Source organism: Lysinibacillus sp. fls2-241-R2A-57, from assembly GCF_030209535.1.
Taxonomy (GTDB): domain Bacteria; phylum Bacillota; class Bacilli; order Bacillales_A; family Planococcaceae; genus Lysinibacillus.
Window position 1 is genome coordinate 30,577 of sequence record NZ_JARVRU010000030.1, and the last position, 21,161, is coordinate 51,737.

The following is a 21,161-nucleotide window of genomic DNA, read 5'->3' on the forward strand; positions in this document are numbered from 1 at the left end:
AAAAAGAGAAGGCGTTTTGGGAGCCTTTGATCGGCACAAGTGTTGGGAATCATTTGGATGTCGATAAAATAGCTAACAATGTATTCACGCTTGGGGATACAATCGATCATTTTGATGTAAGAGGGGAGGTGTTACATGTATTTATTGAAATAACAAAGAAAAAAGAAAAATTTTTTAGAAAAGCTTCAGTAAACATTTCAACAATATGCCGTTGATCTTAGCTACCAAAAAACGCTAATAAAGAAATTTTTATTCTTAAAAACTAGTCGAATCCTACTATTTTCTGGTATAGTCTATTAATTTATAATTAAAGTCGAATCTTAGATTTTTTCAGAGAAAACATATGAAAAAAGACTTCAGTAATGATAAGGGCGGTGTTGAACAATGAAAAAGCTTTTACCCTATGCTATATTTTTGACATTTTTAATCAGCTTTGTTTTTGTAGATTTTGCCTCAGCAAATGCTGAGGGAACAACCGTTATTCAATCAGTAGTAAAAGACACGACAGTTTATGTAGAACCGTCCGTAGAAAGTGCCGGAATTGGTCAAGTAGCAAAAGGGAGTTATGTAACCGCTACACCTGTAAATCAGGAATGGACTAAAATAAAGGTTCAACAGCTAGAGGGATACGTAGAAACGGCCGCATTAAAAAGCCTAACGTCCGAAAAATATGTAGTGACGAAAAAAGGTGGCACAACTTTATTTACATATCCTAGTCCAAGTGCACAAAAAACAGGACAGCTTAATGAAAACACTCTTATTTTTGTTTATGGATCAGCACCTGGAGGTTGGTCTTTTGTCCAATATGGTCAAGAAACAGGCTATGTTGCTACGAATTCTTTAAAGAAAGCTGTTGCAACAAAGAAACGAGTAAATGCGGTAAATGGTGCTGTACTTCGTGTAACAGCTAGCCCAAGTGGCGAGGTCGTTGGTACGCTTGCCAATAAAACGAGCGTTCAGCACTTTACAACGATTGCAGGTTGGGCTTATGTAGAAGCAGGCGACCAAAAGGGTTATGTGAAAGCTTCTGAGCTAGCAAATATCCAAATACTTGATAATAAAGTATATAATAAAGGTGTACCAGCAGCGAAAGGGCAGAAGAAGCGTGTGGCTTTAACGTTTGATGATGGGCCAGATGCAAAAGTAACCCCACAAGTTTTAGCGATTTTAAAGAAATATGATGCAAAGGCTACATTTTTTATGGTTGGGACAAATGTCTCGAGAAATCCAGCATTGGTAGAGCAAATTTATGAGGCTGGCCATGAAATAGGCAATCATACTTGGAATCATTCGAAGTTAACAAACTTATCGACAGCAAATGTTAAACAAGAGGTTAATAAAACTAGCGATGCTATATATAAAGCAATCGGTCAATATCCAACAGTTTTCCGTCCACCATATGGGGCAACGAGTGATAAAGTTCGTTCAGTTATTACTATGCCTTCCATTTTATGGTCGATAGATACCCTTGATTGGAAGCATCGCAATGCAGATAAAATTTTATCGTATGTGAAATCGTCTGTGAAAGATGGAAGCATTATTTTAATGCATGATATTCATCAATCAACAGCAAATGGTCTGGAAAATGTTATTCTTTATTTGCAAAAACAAGGCTATGAATTTGTAACTGTTAGTGAAATATTACAATAATCTATAAGCTATTAAAAAGTGCCGTGCAACTGTCGATTGCACGGCACTTTCATTATTTAAATAAATTGATAGTCGTAATAATAATAGGAATACCGAATACGTCGATCAAAAACGCTCCTACAATTGGCACAACGAGAAATGCTTTTTTAGATGGACCGAAACGGTGGACAACGGCTGACATATTGGCCATTGCATTTGGTGTTGCCCCTAAACCGTGTCCGGCAAAACCAGCGACCATAACCGCAGCATCGTAATTTTTTCCAAGTAATTTAAACAATACAAAGATACTAAATAGAACAATAAAGAATACTTGTGCGAAAACAATGATGAATAGTGGAAGTGCTAAATCAGCAATTTCCCATAATTTAATACTCATGAGTGCCATTGAAAGGAAGATACCTAAAGTAACATCGCCAATTAAAGAAATGCTTTTCATGTTAATCGCTTCAGGTTTTACTTTATCCATAATATTGCGCACTAGCACAGCTACAAACATTGCACCGACATAGCTAGGTAATACAAAGCCAGTAGCTTCTGAGAATAATGTTCCAACATATGTACCTACCGCCATACAGAACGTTATTAATAATACTTGTGTAAAGAATGAATCGGATGTAATTTGTTCATGTTTATTTTCAAAATCAACTTCTTCAGCTTCTTGTTCATCAGGCGTTAGATTATATTTACCAACTAAGTATTTTACAATAGGACCACCGATTAAGCCACCAGCAACTAAGCCACATGTAGCCGCAGCTGCACCAATTGTCATGGCTGAAGAAATACCTAAGTCTTCTAATGTTTGTCCAAATGCCGCGGCAGCACCATGACCACCTTCCATAGAAACAGCACCAGCCATCATTCCGATTAATGGGTGAATCCCCATTAGAGACGCAAGTGATACACCAATAACATTTTGCATTAAGGCAAGGAAACCACAAGCCAACCAATAAATAATTAATAATTTCCCACCAAGCTTCACAAGTTTAAAGCTTGCGCCTAAGCCAATTGTTGTGAAGAAAGTAATCATAAATAAGCTTTGTAATGACGTATCAAGCGAAATTTCTAATATGCCAGTTGTCTTTAAAATAGTTGCCAAGGCGGCGAATAGTAAGCCGCCAACTACAGGTGCTGGAATACAAAAACGTTTTAAAAAACTTATTTTATTTATGAGCCAGCTACCCAATGCGAATAGAGCTACTGCCAAAAATATTGTTGTGATTTGATTGAATTCGATCATGAACCTTGCCTCCTAAGTAAGTTATTAAGTGCTTCATAAACAAAATAAGCACCTAATTTAACTGTCCGTCCGTTCTCATCAAGTGAAGGATTTACCTCACAAATATCAAAAGAATGTGTATTTGGATGCGAAGTTACTTTTTGAAGTATCGAACGTACAGTCGTTGGATCTAGTCCAAACGGTGATGGAGCACTAACACCCGGTGCGAATGCAGCGTTTACCACATCCATACATAGCGTTAAGAGAACGTAATCATGATTATCCATAAATTGTTGAAGATCATGCATGATTTGCGCTTTATGATCTGCCGTCATATTTTCTTCTAACACATAGTTCACGTGCAATTCATCGGCCTTTTCAAATAGCTCTTTTGTATTGCCGTATCGTTGTATGCCTAGAACAAAATAATCTGCATGTGGGTCCTGCTCTAAAATCTGACGGAACATTGTACCAGAAGATGGTTGCTCATCATAAGGTCGTAAATCAAAATGAGCATCGATATTGACTATCCCAATTTTCGCGTCCTTAGGTAGTGCAGCACGAACGCCTAAATAATGTCCGTATAGCGTTTCATGTCCTCCACCTAGCACGACACATTGTAATTTTTTATTTAGCATTGTTTTGACAATTTCACCGAGTTCACGCTGCGCTTCTTCTAAAGCATGGTTGAGACAAATAACGTTACCAACATCTATAATTTGCTGTTCATCATTAAATGTCCAAGGTAAGCTAGATAATGCTTCACGCAGAGCATTAGGTGCACTTGCTGCTCCTATACGTCCTTGATTACGACGGACACCCTCTTCACAAATAAAGCCAACAATTCCGGCATGCTGATTATCTGAAGCGCTTACATCATTAATAGGAATTCTTTTCACTTTTTGATGTAAACGAAAGCTACTCGAATTTGTAGTTGAATCTATACGGCCTTTCCATTGCTTTTGATCTGTCATTGTATACATAGCTTTATCATCTCCGTTTCCAATATTATTGTAGTGTTAATATTGTCATGAATTTATTATATATTCACATAATTATAATTACTAATATATAATTGATATTAATCTATAGTTTTTAACTATAAATAGGGGGTAGGATGCTTTGGATTTTAAACAATTACAATATTTTATAGCAGTTACGGACCAAATGAACTTCTCAAAGGCAGCAGAAAAACTACATATATCTCAGCCTTCCTTAAGTAATGCGATTAAGAAATTAGAGCAAGAAATTGGATCACCTTTACTTGAAAGGAATACGAGAAATCTTCAATTAACAGAAGCAGGTGAGCTTTTATATGAACGAGCTAAAGTTATATTGAAAAACATGGAAGTTCTTAAAATTGAAATGGATGAGGTGATTGTACATGGCACAAGCGAAATAACGATTGGCGTTATGGAATCGATTAAGCATTGGCTACCAAAAGTCATTACAGAATATAAAAAGGAATATCCACAAATGATGATTCATCTAGTAGATATTCTAGGAAGTAAGCGTGTCAAAAAATCGCTCAAAAGCTATAAAACACACTTAATTATTACAAATCAAATAATGGATGATGAAGATCTTGAAGTGAAGAACTTATATGAAGAGCGACTTGTAGCCGTTTTACCATTAGATCACCCATTAGCAAAGAAGGATAAACTGACGATTGCTGATTTAAGTAATGAGTCTTTTATTATTGGTACTGAGGGCTTTCAAACGAGACGTGACATTTTAGATGCATTTGAAAAGGCTGAAAAAAACATTAATATCCAGTTCGAAATCGAACGTTTCGAAACGGCAGTGTCTCTCGTTCGTGAAAACTTAGGAATTACCATTCTACCTGAAAATTATTTAAAAGGCCCTACTGCGAAAACGATTGTACAGAAAGAAATAGATTGTCCTAATTTACGACGCAATGTGTATGTGGTGTACTTAAAAAATCGCCATCTCCCTTTTGCCATTCGTCAATTAATTACTGATATTATGAAGATCGGTAAAACGCTTTAGAATATGGGAAGTTTAAACGAGCACGGTTGTTAATGGATTATGTTAAAAATCGAACTATAACAATAATGATTGTAGAAAGTTGTTCGTTTCCAATAAACTCTACCTATCATGGTCTTCGGTTGTCATATACAAGAATGGTGACAAACTAGTCTGTTTATACTGTTTTCCTTTTGTTTATTTTCAATGTACCAAGATTTCGCTAACCGTTCAATGTTCGGCTATTTAATGATGATTGTAGTGACTTCACTTCTTGCTTTTTATGCTGAAGTTTTGAGATTTGTCGAGAACTTTTGATTGTTTATCGACCAACTTTTTCGATTTATCACCCAACTTTTATAATTTATCCACCAACTTTCGAAAAAATATCGACATCTACCTTCATGCAACAGTTGTGGATGACGTTTGTTAAAAAGTATGCCATTTATATAAGTCGGAACGGAAATCTACCACACATTATGACAAAATAGTGTTTCGACTTGTTTTTTATCGTAATGTGATTTTTTATCTGCTCGAAACACTATCTAAAGTATGAATTTTCTCTATAATTCAAATTTTCATTTAATAGACGTTGATTTACAAGTAATATAGCGGTAGCATTTACTGTAAGAACTGAAAATGAGCATTCATTCATTTTTGTTGATGTTCAAACAAAGGGGGCTTTTAAATGAATTTTTCTTATAACGAAAAAGTAGTGGAACTGCAAGAGAAGCTGACAAATTTTATGGAGCAATACATTTATCCAAATGAGGCCGTGTATGCTGCACAGGTGGAGGCAATGGAGGATCGTTGGGGAGCGATTCCGCCAATTATGGAGGAATTAAAGCTCAAGGCAAAAGAAACGGGCTTATGGAATTTATTTTTGCCAGATAGTGAATATGGTGCGGGTTTGACGAATTTAGAGTATGCACCTTTATGTGAAATAATGGGACGTTCTTTACTTGCCCCTGAAGTGTTTAATAGTAATGCACCAGATACAGGGAATATGGAGGTGCTTGTGCGTTATGGTTCAGAACAGCAGAAAAAGCAGTGGCTAGAACCGTTATTACGAGGGGAAATACGTTCCTGCTTTGCGATGACTGAGCCCGCAGTCGCGTCTAGTGATGCAACAAATATCGAAGCTAGTATTGAACGTGATGGCGATCATTATATTTTAAATGGCCATAAGTGGTGGACAACAGGAGCTGGAGATCCTCGCTGTAAAATCGCTATTTTTATGGGGAAACATAAAGGTTCTTCAGCACCAATCCATGAGCAGCAGTCGATGATTTTAGTGCCGATGGATACTCCTGGAGTAAAAATAGAACGTAAGCTTTCTGTATTTGGCTATGATCACGCCCCAGAAGGACACGGTGAGGTGACGTTTACGAACGTTAAAGTACCTGTTGAAAATATATTGTGGGGAGAGGGCAAGGGCTTTGCGATTGCCCAAGGTCGATTAGGACCAGGTCGTATCCATCATTGTATGCGTCTTATTGGTGCCGCTGAACGGGCATTAGAGGAAATGTGTGTGCGTGTACAGGAGAGACACGCTTTCCATCGACTGTTAGCAGACCAAGGTGTGATGCGTGAGCGTATTGCGGAGTCGCGGATTGATATTGAACAAGCAAGACTGTTAACGCTAAAGGCAGCGTATATGATGGATACTGTAGGTAATAAAGAGGCAAAGGCAGAAATTGCGATGATTAAAGTGGTAGCGCCGAATATGGCATTAAGAGTTATTGACCGAGCGATTCAAGCATTTGGCGCTGCCGGTGTAGGACCTGATACTACGCTTGCTGCACAGTGGGCAAATTCTCGAACATTGCGCCTAGCAGATGGACCGGATGAGGTTCATCGTAACACGGTTGCCAAGTTGGAGCTTAAAAAGCATACCAAAAAACAAGAGGAGCTGGTGAAATGACGGTATTAGACTTATTTAGCTTAAAGGGGAAAACGGCCATTGTAACAGGAGGCGGACGTGGTCTTGGAGCACAAATTGCACAAGGCTTTGCAGAGGCTGGCGCTAATGTTGTACTGTGCTCACGAAAAGTGGAAGCATGTGAAGAGGTAGCTTCAGAACTAGCGAAAATAGGTGTACAGACATTGGCCATTGCTTGTGATGTTACAAAGCCTGAGGATATAGCAAATGTAGTGTCAAAAACGATTGAAACATTTGGGAAAATTGATATTTTAGTCAACAACAGCGGGGCGTCTTGGGGTACTCCTGCTGTTGAAATGCCATATGAGGCTTGGCAAAAAGTCTTCGATGTTAACGTAAATGGTACATTCTTAATGAGCCAAGCTGTTGGCAAAATAATGCTCGAACAAAAGAGTGGGAAAATTATCAATATCGCTTCGATTGCAGGGCTTGGTGGTACATTGCCTGATTTCATGGATACAATTGGATATAACGCAAGTAAAGGTGCAGTCATCACTTTAACAAAAGATTTAGCCGTAAAATGGGGGCCATATGGTGTCAATGTGAATGCGATTGCACCAGGATTTTTCCCAACAAAAATGTCAAAAGTCTTAATTGAGCGTGGACAAGATTATTTAATGGGGGTCACGCCATTGAAACGTTTAGGATCTGAAAATGACCTAAAAGGTGTTGCGTTATTTTTAGCAGCGGCTGCCTCAGATTATGTGACAGGGGATGTCATCGTTGTTGATGGCGGTATGAGTTCAATCATTTAGAGGAGGGGTTCGATGGATACGATACAAGTAAGGGCAAGTGAGCGTATTGATGAAGTGAAATTACAGTCATTTTTAAAGAACCAATTTCCTGAGTTACCAGAGGGGAAGCTAGAAATTTCACAGTTTAGTGCTGGACATTCAAATTTGACTTATTGCCTAAAAATAGGTGAATTTGAAGTGGTTCTTCGTCGACCTCCACATGGACCAGTCGCCAAAAAAGCGCATGATATGAAACGTGAGTTTACCATTTTATCTGCATTACATCCATTTTTATCTGCTGTGCCGAAACCTTATGTGTATGTTGATGATCGAGACATTATCGGCAGTGATTTCTTCCTAATGGAACGCAAAAAAGGAATTGTACTTGACACTCATTTTCCACCTGGTACTGAAAATACGGAAGAATTAGCACGACTTATTTCGGAAAAAATGGTTGATTCACTAGTTGCTCTCCATGCAATACCCTATAAGGAAACGAAGTTAAAGGACATGGTGAAGCCAGATGGATTTATGGAACGCCAAGTACATGGCTGGATTGAGCGCTATGACAATGCGAAAACAGCAGAGCTTCCTGAAGTAGCAACGTTGACAACGTGGTTAAAGGATCATCTACCTGCTAATCATGAAGCTACTATTATACATTATGATTACAAGCTTAATAACGCCATGTTTTCTAGTGATTATGCTGAAATGATCGGACTTTTTGATTTGGAGATGACGACTGTAGGGGATCCATTAGCAGATTTGGGCGTGGCCATGAGCTATTGGATGCATGCGGACGATCCAAAAATGCTTCAATATGCATTTGGAAAGCCACCAGTAACGACTTTACCAGGATTTTATACACGTCAGGAATTCATTAACCGATATGCAGAGAAAAGTGGGCGAGATGTTTCAACTATCGATTATTATATAAAATTTGCTTACTTTAAATTAGCGGTAATATGTCAACAAATCTATTATCGATATGTGAATGGTCAAACAAAAGACGATCGTTTTGCACAAATGGATAAAATGGTAGCTGCACTCATTCAGCAAGCTTCCAAGGAACTATAAAACGATAAAAAGACGGTTGCTTTTACTAGCAGCCGTTTTACTTTTATTATAACCACAGATTATCCGACATTAAATATTATATTCTAAGATACATTCTCGCACCAAATTTATTTTTCTAACAAAATATTCCCGTGAAGAAAATCAAGAGAGAGGGAATGCATGTTCTTATTTTATCATAGATTCTGTCATAACGAAATGTTCATAGCATAAATAACTAAAATACATAGACAGAATGATAATGATTTAAGTGAATTACTTAGGAAAAAGAGAATCTCTATACAGTTGAGTTAACGAAGGCTTTCTTTACTTGTTTTATCGAGAGGAATCCTAAATTTATCGATAAACTCAAAGTATTTTCAAAAGACAAAAGATCAGGTTCGCAAATTGGAGCCTGATCTTTTATGCGTTTTTGGTGCTATTCCCACGTTTGATCTAGCTTATCACTGTAAAACTTAATGGCTTTGCTGTAATTTTTTATTCCTTCATGTGTAGTAGTGTGAATGACTGTATTTAATAAAGTTTCCATAGCCTTTGAATGTTCAGCAAGATTATAGAGCGTCATAGCATAAAAAACCTTTAAATGTTCAGCTTCTGGAAACTCGCTTATTGCTTGTTCAAAAATACGTTGTGCCTGATCATATTTCCCTAATGTACGATAGGTGCTACCTAATCCTAAATAAGCTTCTACTAAAATTTTTGGTTTAAGCCCTAATTGAATGGCTTTTTCATAGTGGGGAACAGCTTCTTTTTCTTTTCCTAATGAATCATAAGTCCATGCACTTTGATAGTGATAGTATCCATTTTCAGGCTCTTCTTTAACAAGTGCTACCATTAATTCATTTGCTTCTTCCAATTGACCGTTTTCTCTTAATTTGATGATGTGTTGTAACCGCTTATCCATTTCATTCCGCCTTTTAAATTTCTTTATTTTCCTAATATTTAATCATTTTATACTTTCTGCTATAAGATTACTAGAAACGTCTATAAGGTTATACTTTATTATTGTATACTTGGAAAATAAGTACTTGTTTTAAAAATTCTACTTAAACTTTAAATATTACATAGAAAAAATTAAATTGAGGTGAGTAAAGAATGCTTGAGCGTTCTATGGAGAAAACACGGGAATGTGAAAAAGAAAGGGAGTGATAATGAGAAGAGCACTTACGATAGCTCTTCTATATAAAAAAAGAAAAGAGGACTATTATGATGAATAATTATCAAAGCATCTTTAGTGAAGGATTTGATTTAAAATATTGTGTGAAGGGACAAGGTAAGCCGATATTGGTAGTGGGTAGTAGTGTATATTATCCGCGCTTGTTCTCGGAAAATTTATATAAACATTTTCAATTTATCTTCTTAGATCATAGAGGTTTTGTGAAGCCTCCATGCTCTTTAAAGAAAGAAGATTATACTTTAAATAAAATTGTAGACGATATCGAAACTGCAAGACAAATGCTCAAGCTTGAAGATATTATCATCTTAGGACATTCTGGACATGCATTTATGGCTATGGCCTATGCTAAAAAATATCCTCAGTTTGTTCAAAAGGTCATTTTATTAAATTCTGCACCAACAAACAGTCAAGACAGACAGAATCAAAGTTTTTCCTTTTTTACTGAGACTGCCAGTGCTGAGCGAAAAAAGCAATTTGAGCATGATATTGCTTTCTTAGAAAATGATATTAACAATGATCCTGAAAGACGGTTTGTGCATATGTGTATTCGCATGGGAGCGCATAGTTTTTATGATTATACATTCGATGCTGCTTCTATGTGGGATGGCGTATATACTAATATGGAAGTTATTGATTACCTTTGGGGGATAGCATTTGCTGAACGAAATCTAATCCAATCAATGGCTCATTTCGATAAACCGATTTTTTTAGGATTAGGTCGGTATGATTATTTAGTAGCTCCTGTTTCACTCTGGAATTCAATTGATCATTCATATGAAAATGTGAAGAAAGTCATTTTTGAACAAAGTGGCCATAATCCAATGTTTGAAGAACCAGATACTTTTGATAGAGAATTAATCAACTGGATGAATGAATAGAAAAGAATGATAGCAGTTAGTGACGCTGTGTAGGCAGGCATACTAAAAATAAAATCGCTAGGGAAGTAATATATTTCTCTAGCGATTTTCCATTTAAAGTTAATTTAACAAGTTTTTAATGCTAGGTAAGATCGGTGACACAAAGGGGGAAATCATTATAAAACTTGGATTAAAAAATAATGAAGTAAGAATTGTACCATTTGATTCAGAATGGAATAATGAATTTTTAAAAGTGAAGCAAGAAATACAATCTGTTTTAGAAATTGATGGTAATCGTATAGAGCATATTGGAAGTACTGCAATTGAGAAGATAAGTGCAAAGCCAATTATTGATATTCTATTAGGTGTCGATGATCTTCATAAAATCGATAAGGAAATGGAAAAGAATCTTCGAAAAATTGGTTTTTATCGACTACGTGTAGAGAGAACAAATGAAGTAGTATTTGCAAAATTTACAAATGAAAAATTTGAGGTGAAAACACATTTTATTCATGCAGTAAGTTTTAAAGAGGAATTGTGGACAAACCTTATCTTTTTCAGAGATTATTTAAATGAGCATGAGGTTGAAAAAAAGGCGTATGCCAATATTAAAGAAGATTATTTACGACAAAATAACTCACCAAATATTAATGAATATACTGATTTTAAAACTGAATTTGTAAAAAAGATATTTGCAAAAAGACTTTTGTAGTTTAGAAAATATCTTCGAAAGTCTTAGCAAATACGTATTTGAAACAAAAAATCTTTAGTATTCTTCTAGGAGGAATCATGTTGCAACAGCTCTATAGTGATTTGATTAAGCAGGACGTAAAGCCGTTCCTTTCCAAGTGTGGCTTCTCAAAGAAGAGTTTGAATTTCTATAAGGTAACAGATAGCCTCATCTACATGTTCAATTTCCAAAAATCCTCTGGCAATTCAGCGGACAATGTAATGTTTTATGTGAACTGCGGTATTTATGCGGCTGAGTTGGCACAGTTACAATCGAGAGAGATTCTGACAGCACCAAAAGAAGCAGAGTGTCACTTCAGAGCAAGAATTGGGGGAATTGTGAAGTCTGTTCCAGATCGATTTGCAATCACTCATGATACGAATATGGATGAATTAAGAAAAACGCTGCTAAGTGGATTAGAAGAGGTTATTCATTTCTTTGATACTATGACTAGTGCAAGATCCATTGTTGATTATTACACTTCAGGTCCATTTTTACATCTGGGCGAGGAGAGCTTTCATTTATTATTACAATCCAATGATGTAGTAGCGGCTAAAAATTATTTGAAGGCATTGCAGGAAAAGTACGGAACGGAACAGCGATGGTCTATTTTCGAAAATAAATACAATGCAATCTTCAATAAATACGGAGTGGAATTTGATAAGCTATAAGTTAGCATAGTGAACGTCAGTGAGAAATGATGTGGTGGCAAAAACTTGATGATACCTTACCCGGCAAGGATACTTTTGGGAAGTAGCATTGTGCCTTAAAGGTGATTAAGAATATGATAGAAAGTCTTGATCAGTATAATAGAGATTGGGATATAGATACACAGTAAGCAGAAAAGGACAAAGAGCCTTTTCTGCTTTTAATTTTATAATTATTTGGCTCATCACCAAAAGTTGTGGATCACATTTTTTTTAAATATATGCCCTGTATATTAGTTGCTCTGCGTTCCGACTGGGGACTCCTACAAATGAAAAGGGCTTGTTAATTCAAGGCCCTTTTACAAGTAAGCTAATTAATCAGTCATTATTTATTAAATGTCGGTACGGAGCATACTTATCCTCATTCTTTTTACTTAGTGGGAATATATGCTTTTCAAATTTTTTATTTAACATGCATAGAATACTTCTTACGACACCAGTTTTTGAAAAATATTTTTCATCATACGTGTCCTCTTCATATGCATAAAAAGCTAATAATCCTTTATCTATCTGCTCATCAAGTGTTTGAAGCATTGAATAGCCATGAGAAATTAGACTTTCCAATAAATCTGAAATATCAGTGTAATTGTCCGGATTTAATCTGTCGGGAAATTTGTGTTCTAAGTATAAGGATAAGCTATCAAAGTTTAAATCTGCGTTTTCCATATTTCTTTTTTTATGGACAATGGTGTCAAATGTTGATTGGAATATTAGAAGTATTTTCTTGGTGCTCTTTATAGAACATTTCAAAATGGATATCTGCAACATTTCTTCTTGAAATACCTCCTCGTACATCGAATTAATTTACCCTACCTAGAAGTATAAAGGTGTTTTTGACTTTTAGAAAGGGCGGTTTGCTGTTGGCTAAGGAGTTAAATGTAATATGTTCACCTTCTTTTATCAGCCGTGTTATTTAATCAAAATAATCCAATTTTCATTCGTAAAGCTTCCGGGAAAACATCAAAAGTTTCAATGATATACAAAGCGCATTCAAAAAACAAGGGAATACAAAGACCTATTGACAATACACACTTCTCCGAACAAATATTTTAAAATATGTTACGCTATAAAGGAGCATCTGATTATTCGTTTATTAAGTTAATAACATAGATTAGTTGAATAGAGTTTTAAAATTAAGGAGGATAAGATGAATATATATTGTAAAAGCGCATTACATCAAATTAAATTCGCTTTAACGACAATTATTGAGATGATAGAAAAGTTAGCAGAACATGACTTGCAAAAGAGACCTACACCTGGCAAATATTCCATAGGAGAACTGTTAGAACATATTGCCGTTATTTGTAAAGCTGATTCACTTATTTCAGATGGTGCATCTCAAGATAAGATGAATAAATTTTATTTAAGTGTTTCATATAAGAGTCCAAATGAGATGAAAGATGCATTGATAAAAAATTATCAATTATTAGAAGATAAATTTATGAATTATACAGAAGTTGAACTTCATGAGAAAATTACTTCTTATTGGGGTGTAACATACTCACGATATGAATGGTTATTAGAGATTCTAGCTCACGTTTATCACCACAGAGGGCAATTAAACTCAATGCTTGTTCATTGTTATGGAATAGAACCAAAAGTTTCATTGTTTGAATAGCAATTAACTATTGAACTCCCACGAAAGAATTTAATGATCTTTCATTTTTTGCGCTAAATGGATGGCTAACGTGTGGAGAAGGAATCTTGATGGGTAAAGGAGAATATATAGTAAATTTTTGAAATGGGGAAACTAATTATGCGAATAGCAATAGTTACAGATATACACGGCAATGCATCAGCATTAAATGCCGTTCTTTCTGATATAGATAGCAGAAAAGACATTGAACGTATATATTGTTTGGGAGACATGATTGGAATTGGTCCTGACTCTAATGAAGTTTTACAAATGCTTTTCTCTAGAAATGATATTTTAATAATAACTGGTAATCACGATGAAGCAATCTTAGCCTTAGCAAAAGGTCAAGAATATCCCAAAAGTCATGCTCACACAAAAGAACACCATCAATGGATTTTAGATAGACTGGATGAATCATTTATTCCTAAGTTAGAAAAATTAAACCGTACAATTAAAGAAAATATAGAAGGACATTCAATTTTATTTACTCATTACCAAATTAAAAACAATTACAAAAATGAACATATTAGTAAGGATCCATTTAGTTCAATTGTTACCCCAAGTAATGAAAACCTAGAAAAATTATTTGAAGGTAACAATGAAAAATTGATTTGTTTTGGACACCATCATTCCACTCATTATTTTATAGGGAATAAAACGATATACTTGAATCCAGGTTCCCTTGGTTGTAACGATAAATCAACAGCACCTTATGCAATTATAGCATTTACGAATGAAACAATTGAAATTAAATTGGAAGAAGCAACTTATGATAACACTTCTTTTTTAGAATCGTATCATAAATTACAAGTACCAGAACTTGATTTTATATTAAAAGTATTTCATGGTAATCAACTATAATTTTTAACTGGCGGGGCAATTGTTTAAAATTGTTTAAAATAAATAGTCCGAGTAGCTTTTTTATGGCTCATCACTAAAAGTTGTGGATTTATTTGCTAAAACGTATCCAAATGTATATAGGTTTATCTTCGTTCCAGCTGGGTGACTCCTTGGGGATTAGCGGCTCATCGGACGCCCCAAGGAAGCTTTGCTCTGCGCGAAAGCGAAGCGTCAGCAACAAAGCGCACAGTCGGAACGGAAATCAACCACACGTTATGTTGATGAGCATTTTTTATTCTAAAATTAAATTGTTGATTTAACTTCGAAGAGTGAACTTAAGTGCCAGCTTATCTAATACAGTAGCAATCATGATCCCTACTGTATATCGAACCAAATCCTCTACAAGAAACCCTTTGCCCAAGATCAAAGCCCCGAGTGATGTCCCACGAATCTGATTAATCCAGTCTTCCTGGTACAACTGGCTAAATTCAATACCGAAGCTAAACAAAAAACTGAGCAAAATGGCTGTGAGGGTGCTCTGACGCACTAGCAACAATCGAAATCCGAAATAGACCATCATCGCCCATAGTATGTCCCCTGCGTTTTGCGCTACAAATGACGGGAGTAGGGTACTCCATTTTCTAGAAGCTAAGCCGAGTGAAATGGTGATAACAATAACTATGAAATAAGCTATTCGCATGTTACGGTATTGCGAGTTGATAAGTTTATACTCATTGTTCAATAGAATCACTCTTTCGGCGTGTTGATATTATGTATTAATTTTATTATCTCATAAATGATGTTAGCAAAAATTAGGTGTGTATGCACTTTTGACGAAATGGTCAATTTGTTATCAGGAGAAACTTGGTAAATTACAGTTATAAATATGGCTATAGAAATGTAGTCTTTTTAAATGTGCAATAGAAGCTAAGTCACTTCATTCCAAAAAGGCTACTTCCAGATTGGAAGAGCCTAGAGTGTTAACTTTGTTTGCTTATTATTAGCCTGAAGGGGTATTATTACGAATGGCTTCGATTTTTTCAGAGTCAATGATTACTAGCATAGCCGTTTCTCCTATTTCCAGGAGTATGCACTGCAGCTCGGGCAATCCAAATGATTAGTCTATGTTGAAAAACCAAGGTGAATGGGTAATATGTCTATTTACAAAAACCTAATTTTATACGTATCATTTTATGACCTTATCAACAAAGGCCCTTTATTATTGCAAAGAGATGGGGAAATCATAAAAGCATACAATCATATCGAAAGAGCGTTTCAAAAAATTAAAGAATAGAACACACAATCTTTAAGGAAAATTATTTATTTCACTTTGTACTCTTCTTTTAGCAATCCGTATATTTCTAAATCCACTACTCCTTTACCAGACCATAAGGTAGCTTGTCTTAAAAGTCCTTCTTTTAAAAATCCGTTTTTAAGGAGAACCTTTTTGGATGTTTCATTTAATGGCATAACATCCGCTTGTATGCGATTGACATTAACTTCCTCAAATAAAAATTTTACGAGAATTTTAACGGCTTCAGTTGCAATACCTTTACTCCAATAATCCTCTGCTAAAAAGTAACCAATCGTCACCATATTCACTTTTTGATTAAAATCCATTGCTTCTATAATGCCAACCAATGTATCACTTTGAGACTTTAGGAAAATGCCCCATTTAACTCGGCTTTTCTTCTGATAATCCCTATCAAAATGCCCAATCATTTTACCCACAGTTTGGATATTGTGTTTAGGGATAATCCCACAATATTCAAATACTTTGTCATTATCATAGATTGAAAATACTTCCTGTAAATGTGCATCCTCAATTTTTTTCAGCACTAGATTTTCTGAGCTTAATAATGGGAACTCTGCAAACACTTTTTCTAGATTCATTGTATTCTCTCCTCATTTTTTATAAGTATATAACTGCCAGCAAACGTCCCATTGGTAGGGGTGGCAACAATTGTTTACTGTGCGAAAGCGAAGCGACTGCATCAGGATGTTGTTCACACAAGCTTTTTCACAGGATGTGAAGGCTTTATTATTCTATGAGGGATAAAAATCTCCCTCTGAATGAAGTTTCATTTTATCGGAATGTAAATTTTCATTTTCATATCGTTAGGAAATTTAGAATTTACTACATCAGTAATCTCAAAATCAGGGCCGCTATTTCTTTCGTAATTCGAATTTGGTAGCCAAACTCCATAAATATAACGTCTTGTATTTTGAACGGATTCAGAAGTCCCATCACTTTTAAACTCCGCATATTTTCCTTCGGGGATCTCAGTATTGACGAAGTTGTCACCTAAAGAAATATTATTTTTCTGTACTTCTTCGCCTACGATAAAGGAAAAATGTCCATCCTCTTGAAAATTAGTGGTGATCCCATAAGCCATATTGGGTGTAACTTTATTGGAGATCCGCACATAATACTGATTTTTACCAAAATCAAAATAAAATTCAGGAATATCTACAAAATACTTTTCGTCCAATAAAGTAGTTTTGTATACATATCCAGTAATAAGCTTTTTCTGGAGGTGAACGATTTCAGGCTTGTTCATCATCAAATTCCCTTTCATTTTATAATCCAAAAAATTTATTTTGGTTTGAAGGGGAATGGGCTTTTTTACTTTTCGGTATTGCGCGGGAGTTATCCCAAAGTGATTAATAAAGGCTCGTGTAAATGCTTCATGGGAACCGTATTGATACGTCATCGCGATTTCTAATATGTTTTTTGTGGTTGTTACTAATAATTGTGCAGCTTCAGAAAGCCTTCTATTTCTAATATATTGTTGAACCGAAAATCCAGTAATTGCTTGAAAAAGTCTTTGGAAATGAAAAGCTGAAAAATAGGATTTTGATGATACTTCTGTAATTGATAGTGCATTCTGTAAATGCTCTTCAATATATTCAATCGAATTTTGAATCCTTTCAAAATAATCCATACCATAGCCCCTTTCTCTTTTTAATGTTATAGCTAAAATATAAGTTTTTTTGATAATTTGTGCTAATTCGTACATTATATTGTAGAAACGATTGAAAACAAATCTTTTTTTGGAAGGGGCTCTTAAAAAAATCAATCCATGATTATAAGAAGGTTGATTTCCAAAAGTTTGGTAATGTGTATAAGTTTATTCAAGTAAAGACTAGGTTACTCTTTTGGGATTAGTGACTCATTGGACGCCACTAGGACAGCGCCCAGTCAGAATGGAAATCAACTCCTCGCTTTAGTGGAGTAATAAATATGTTGAGTTATATTGTTTAGAAATGTATAATTTTACTATATTTCACTAAAAGTGAACTCGTTACCAAAAGTAGTGGATGACATTTTTTTAAATATATTTACTGTATATTGGTTGATTGGAGTGGAGGCTGGGCGACTCCTAGGGGATTAGCGTCACAGATGAGACCCTGGAGCGAGCAGAGCGAGTGAAGCGGCTCATCGGACGCCCCCTGGAAGCTTTGCTCTGTGCGAAAGCGAAGCGACAGCAACAAAGCGCCTAGTCGGAACGGAAATCAACCACACGCTATGGTGATGAACCTGAAAGTGAGTGATTAATAATGATAGTCAACTCTATTTTTCCATCAAACAAATTTAAGGTGTGGGAGAATTAAGTGAGAAATTAATAGATTCTTCTGCGCGAAATCGGAGGAAAATTGAAATGTATAGTTATTACGGTCCTTTATGTACAGAACTTTATGATTTAACAAAACCAGTAGGATATTCTATTGGCGGGGATATTGAATATTATCTTGAACGATTAAAAGGAGTCCAGGGAAGAGTACTTGAAGCAGGAGTTGGCTCTGGACGTTTTTTAATTCCTTTACTTGAAAACGGATATAATGTTGAGGGAATCGACTACTCGCCTGAAATGTTAGATTTATGCCGGAACTACTGTAAAGAAAGAGGATTCAAGCCGAATTTATATGAAGGTAACTTGAGCAATTTTTCATTAGACTCAAAATATGAAGCGATTGTTATGCCGACAGGTTCGTTTTGTTTAATAGAGAATACTAAAGATGCGATGGATACATTAACATGTATGTATAATCATTTAATACCTGGAGGTCGCCTAATTGTAGACTTGCTTTTACCTACAGACTGGCGAACAGGGGAGATTACTTCATCCTACTATGAGATTTCCAAAGAGGAAGGAATTGCTTTAGAACGAAAATCCGTTGAAATGAACTGGGTCGATCAATATACGCTAACCATTTTAAAATATGAAAAATGGAGAAATGGGAAATTAATAGATACAGAATTACAAAGATTTCCGATAAGATGGTACGGGATAGAAGAATTCCAGCACATATTATCGAGCATAGGTTTTTCTGATATTACTTGCTCCGCTGAATACATTTATAACAAGAAGCCTTCAAAAGAGCATTCTTTGATAACATTTGAAGCCGTTCGTAAATAATAAACCTGCTAGATTTTAGCTAAGGAAGTCGCTAAAATCTAGCAGGTTTTTTCTAATAGTTTTTATCATATTCCATTTTTTCTTACTGTATAAAACTTGTCCAATGCTAAATTATCGGCTTCCTGCTACGGGTAGCTTAATGCTAAATTCATTCCAAATTGAATCCTTTTCTTCCAGCAATTCTTTCCCGTTCCAAATGATATCGTAAATGTCACCCTCGTAAGCAATGGCACGGCCAAATGCAAATGAAATAAAATAGTCCTTCCAGGATTGGAAGAAAGGACTAGCCGCATCAGCTGCTCTATCAATATAGCTCCATGCCTGTTCTTCGGTTAAATAACCAAGTATGTAGCTCCATCTTGCAATATTTACAGCTCGTTCAAAATCCCAAGCAGCAATAGTGTTCACCTGGTCAAAATCGGATTTCATAAAGGAAAGCTTCTTTATCATCGCTTCTTGAGCGGATTTATAGCATTCCTGCGATTTACCCACTTCCTCCTCTGTAAAAGATTGTCCAGCTTTCAACGCCAGAAGAAGCTCATCAAAATTCGTACGGTGCCCTTCCGATAGCAGCCATTCCAGAGTTTGCACAGCCTCCTCTGAATTACTAATGTCCCAATATGAAGAAAGGCCTTCTTTCAAAGTTTCATGATCTACGTTCATCTGCAGTATCCGTGGAGACTCAGAGCGGTAAAGAGCGAGATTGGCACCGTAGGCAAGCAAATGCTGTTTCTCCTTCGATAATGTGTTAGCCATTTCCATCTCTACTCGCATTTTTTTATTTTGTTTCGTAATTCGTTTGCTTGCTGTAATTAAACCTACAATAATTAAAAATACAATCGCTACAATAATTCCTAGAATATACATAAGGGTCTCCAAGCTTTCACGTTCCTCTCCATATTTTTTATTTGGCGCAGTTTAAATCATAATCACTCACTTTTAGTGAAGGATAGTAAAATTATACATTTGTAGGTAACAATATACAATATGACTATTTTATTACTTATCACCGATGGTAAAGATGACATGTGTCGATTGGGGAAGAGGTTTTTGCAAGGGCAATTAAAAGGGAATAATGAAAGGGGACATGAAGCGGAAGTTAGCTAACAAAGTCGCTAGTTATTTTGAATTATAATCCATTTTTTTCTTGCATTATTATTACTGTATAAAGGAAAAATATGATTGTCTACAATTTAATGAGGAAGAAGGGTTTTCCGTGCATGAAGATATGAACTATGGTAGCGACTTTAAATATATTCCAGCAACTTCAATTTGGAGCGGAGATGGTATTGAAGTATTACCTGATTTATACCAGCATACGATTCAAATTGTTAATATTGTGCTTTACAGTAATCCTCATAAAAGTGAATTTGTTTTAGTGGATGCTGGTATGCCAAAAAGTGCGCATAACATTATTTCAATAGCAGAGAAGAGGTTTGGATCAACTAGTCGTCCTCAAGCATTAATTTTGACTCATGGTCACTTTGATCATGTTGGGGCGATAATTGATTTAATTGAACACTGGGGTATGCCGGTTTATGCCCATCCTTTAGAATTACCTTATTTAACGGGTAAAAAAAATTATCCTGAACCTGATCCAATTGTAAATGGTGGCTTATTAGCAAAAGTGTCATCAATTTTCCCGAATGAAGCTATTAACTTAGGGAACAATGTTGAGGTGCTCCCGGCCGATGGTAGTATTCCTTTTATGCAAGGTTTTCGTTGGATTCATACTCCGGGTCATACGCCAGGGCATATATCTTTATTTCGTGATGAAGATCGAGCGTTAATTGTCGGAGATGCATTTGTTACGGTTAAACAAGAATCGCTCTATAAAGTGTTGTTACAAAAAAAGGAAATTAGTGGGCCGCCACGATATTTTACGACGGATTGGCAGGCTGCTTGGGATTCCGTAAAAAAATTAGAAGCACTAAAACCTTCAGTCGCTGTTACTGGACACGGATTACCAATGAAGGGAGAAGAACTTACAAAAAATTTGTATAAGCTAACAACTGAATTTGAGCAGATTGCTTTACCTAATCATAGTAAATTCCTGAATCACGCGTGTTGATTATCTAATTTCTTCCAATGAAAATTATACAAAAAGAGAGATTCTCATGTAAAATGTTAGTTACCACACAAACAATTACGAAATGAGGAATCTCTCTTGAACAAGAATAACACGATTTTT

General features: G+C 35.6%; 20 protein-coding genes. 12 read left to right on the top strand and 8 right to left on the bottom strand.

Going from position 1 to position 21,161, the window contains the following annotated elements:
- The first annotated feature begins 384 nt into the window (after positions 1-384).
- Positions 385-1,650 (top strand): polysaccharide deacetylase family protein, encoded by a 1,266-nt coding sequence (locus QRN68_RS06255; protein WP_285395893.1) that lies wholly within the window; start codon positions 385-387, stop codon positions 1,648-1,650.
- A 52-nt stretch (positions 1,651-1,702) separates the two neighbouring features.
- On the opposite strand, the gene gltS is transcribed toward QRN68_RS06255, so the two are convergent.
- Both gltS and hutG read right to left on the bottom strand, forming a co-directional pair.
- A complete protein-coding gene (gene gltS / locus QRN68_RS06260) occupies positions 1,703-2,887 on the bottom strand; it encodes a sodium/glutamate symporter (RefSeq protein ID WP_285395894.1) in 1,185 nt (394 codons plus the stop codon).
- Positions 2,884-3,849, bottom strand: a complete 966-nt coding sequence (gene hutG / locus QRN68_RS06265; protein ID WP_285395895.1) for a formimidoylglutamase — start codon at positions 3,847-3,849, stop codon at positions 2,884-2,886. The genes gltS and hutG overlap by 4 nt, the downstream gene beginning before the upstream one ends.
- 139 nt (positions 3,850-3,988) lie before the next feature.
- Between hutG and QRN68_RS06270 the strand changes: the two genes are divergently transcribed.
- The 4 genes from QRN68_RS06270 (at position 3,989) to QRN68_RS06285 (ending at position 8,605) form a co-directional block, all read left to right on the top strand.
- Entirely contained in the window at positions 3,989-4,876 is an 888-nt protein-coding gene (locus QRN68_RS06270; RefSeq protein WP_285395896.1) for a LysR family transcriptional regulator, read from the top strand.
- Positions 4,877-5,540: 664 nt separating this feature from the next.
- The gene (locus QRN68_RS06275) at positions 5,541-6,776 is read left to right on the top strand and encodes an acyl-CoA dehydrogenase family protein (RefSeq protein WP_285395897.1); all 1,236 of its coding nucleotides are present in this window, start codon (positions 5,541-5,543) and stop codon (positions 6,774-6,776) included.
- Positions 6,773-7,549, top strand: a complete 777-nt coding sequence (locus QRN68_RS06280) for an SDR family oxidoreductase (RefSeq protein ID WP_285395898.1) — start codon at positions 6,773-6,775, stop codon at positions 7,547-7,549. The genes QRN68_RS06275 and QRN68_RS06280 overlap by 4 nt, the downstream gene beginning before the upstream one ends.
- A 12-nt stretch (positions 7,550-7,561) precedes the next feature.
- A complete protein-coding gene (locus tag QRN68_RS06285) occupies positions 7,562-8,605 on the top strand; it encodes a phosphotransferase family protein (RefSeq protein ID WP_285395899.1) in 1,044 nt (347 codons plus the stop codon).
- A gap of 415 nt (positions 8,606-9,020) precedes the next feature.
- Here QRN68_RS06285 and QRN68_RS06290 read toward each other — a convergent pair whose 3' ends face one another.
- Complete coding sequence (locus tag QRN68_RS06290) at positions 9,021-9,506, bottom strand: tetratricopeptide repeat protein (protein ID WP_285395900.1); 486 nt, start codon at positions 9,504-9,506, stop codon at positions 9,021-9,023.
- 305 nt (positions 9,507-9,811) lie between these two features.
- Between QRN68_RS06290 and QRN68_RS06295 the strand changes: the two genes are divergently transcribed.
- The 3 genes from QRN68_RS06295 (at position 9,812) to QRN68_RS06305 (ending at position 12,037) form a co-directional block, all read left to right on the top strand.
- Positions 9,812-10,657 (top strand): alpha/beta fold hydrolase, encoded by an 846-nt coding sequence (locus QRN68_RS06295; protein WP_285395901.1) that lies wholly within the window; start codon positions 9,812-9,814, stop codon positions 10,655-10,657.
- Between the two features lie 157 nt (positions 10,658-10,814).
- Entirely contained in the window at positions 10,815-11,348 is a 534-nt protein-coding gene (locus QRN68_RS06300; protein ID WP_285395912.1) for a GrpB family protein, read from the top strand.
- A 77-nt stretch (positions 11,349-11,425) separates the two neighbouring features.
- Positions 11,426-12,037: a DUF4304 domain-containing protein gene (locus QRN68_RS06305; protein WP_285395902.1), complete on the top strand. Its 612-nt coding sequence runs from the start codon at positions 11,426-11,428 to the stop codon at positions 12,035-12,037.
- 354 nt (positions 12,038-12,391) lie between these two features.
- Here QRN68_RS06305 and QRN68_RS06310 read toward each other — a convergent pair whose 3' ends face one another.
- Positions 12,392-12,841: a hypothetical protein gene (locus tag QRN68_RS06310; protein WP_285395903.1), complete on the bottom strand. Its 450-nt coding sequence runs from the start codon at positions 12,839-12,841 to the stop codon at positions 12,392-12,394.
- Between the two features lie 379 nt (positions 12,842-13,220).
- On the opposite strand from QRN68_RS06310, the gene QRN68_RS06315 reads away from it, so the two are divergent.
- A complete protein-coding gene (locus QRN68_RS06315) occupies positions 13,221-13,691 on the top strand; it encodes a DinB family protein (protein ID WP_285395904.1) in 471 nt (156 codons plus the stop codon).
- A 138-nt stretch (positions 13,692-13,829) separates the two neighbouring features.
- Entirely contained in the window at positions 13,830-14,570 is a 741-nt protein-coding gene (locus QRN68_RS06320; protein WP_285395905.1) for a metallophosphoesterase family protein, read from the top strand.
- Positions 14,571-14,865: 295 nt separating this feature from the next.
- Here QRN68_RS06320 and QRN68_RS06325 read toward each other — a convergent pair whose 3' ends face one another.
- The 3 genes from QRN68_RS06325 to QRN68_RS06335 all read right to left on the bottom strand — a co-directional run bounded on the left by QRN68_RS06325 (position 14,866) and on the right by QRN68_RS06335 (position 17,494).
- Positions 14,866-15,300 (bottom strand): ribosomal maturation YjgA family protein, encoded by a 435-nt coding sequence (locus QRN68_RS06325; protein ID WP_350224340.1) that lies wholly within the window; start codon positions 15,298-15,300, stop codon positions 14,866-14,868.
- 569 nt (positions 15,301-15,869) lie between these two features.
- Positions 15,870-16,442, bottom strand: coding sequence for a GNAT family N-acetyltransferase (locus QRN68_RS06330; RefSeq protein WP_285395906.1), 573 nt, complete (start codon positions 16,440-16,442; stop codon positions 15,870-15,872).
- Between the two features lie 188 nt (positions 16,443-16,630).
- Positions 16,631-17,494: an AraC family transcriptional regulator gene (locus QRN68_RS06335; RefSeq protein WP_285395907.1), complete on the bottom strand. Its 864-nt coding sequence runs from the start codon at positions 17,492-17,494 to the stop codon at positions 16,631-16,633.
- Positions 17,495-18,211: 717 nt separating this feature from the next.
- On the opposite strand from QRN68_RS06335, the gene QRN68_RS06340 reads away from it, so the two are divergent.
- A complete protein-coding gene (locus QRN68_RS06340) occupies positions 18,212-18,970 on the top strand; it encodes a class I SAM-dependent methyltransferase (RefSeq protein ID WP_285395908.1) in 759 nt (252 codons plus the stop codon).
- Positions 18,971-19,081: 111 nt separating this feature from the next.
- Here QRN68_RS06340 and QRN68_RS06345 read toward each other — a convergent pair whose 3' ends face one another.
- Entirely contained in the window at positions 19,082-19,837 is a 756-nt protein-coding gene (locus tag QRN68_RS06345) for a DUF1266 domain-containing protein (protein WP_285395909.1), read from the bottom strand.
- Positions 19,838-20,186: 349 nt separating this feature from the next.
- On the opposite strand from QRN68_RS06345, the gene QRN68_RS06350 reads away from it, so the two are divergent.
- Entirely contained in the window at positions 20,187-21,041 is an 855-nt protein-coding gene (locus tag QRN68_RS06350) for an MBL fold metallo-hydrolase (protein ID WP_285395910.1), read from the top strand.
- The last annotated feature ends 120 nt before the right edge of the window (positions 21,042-21,161 follow it).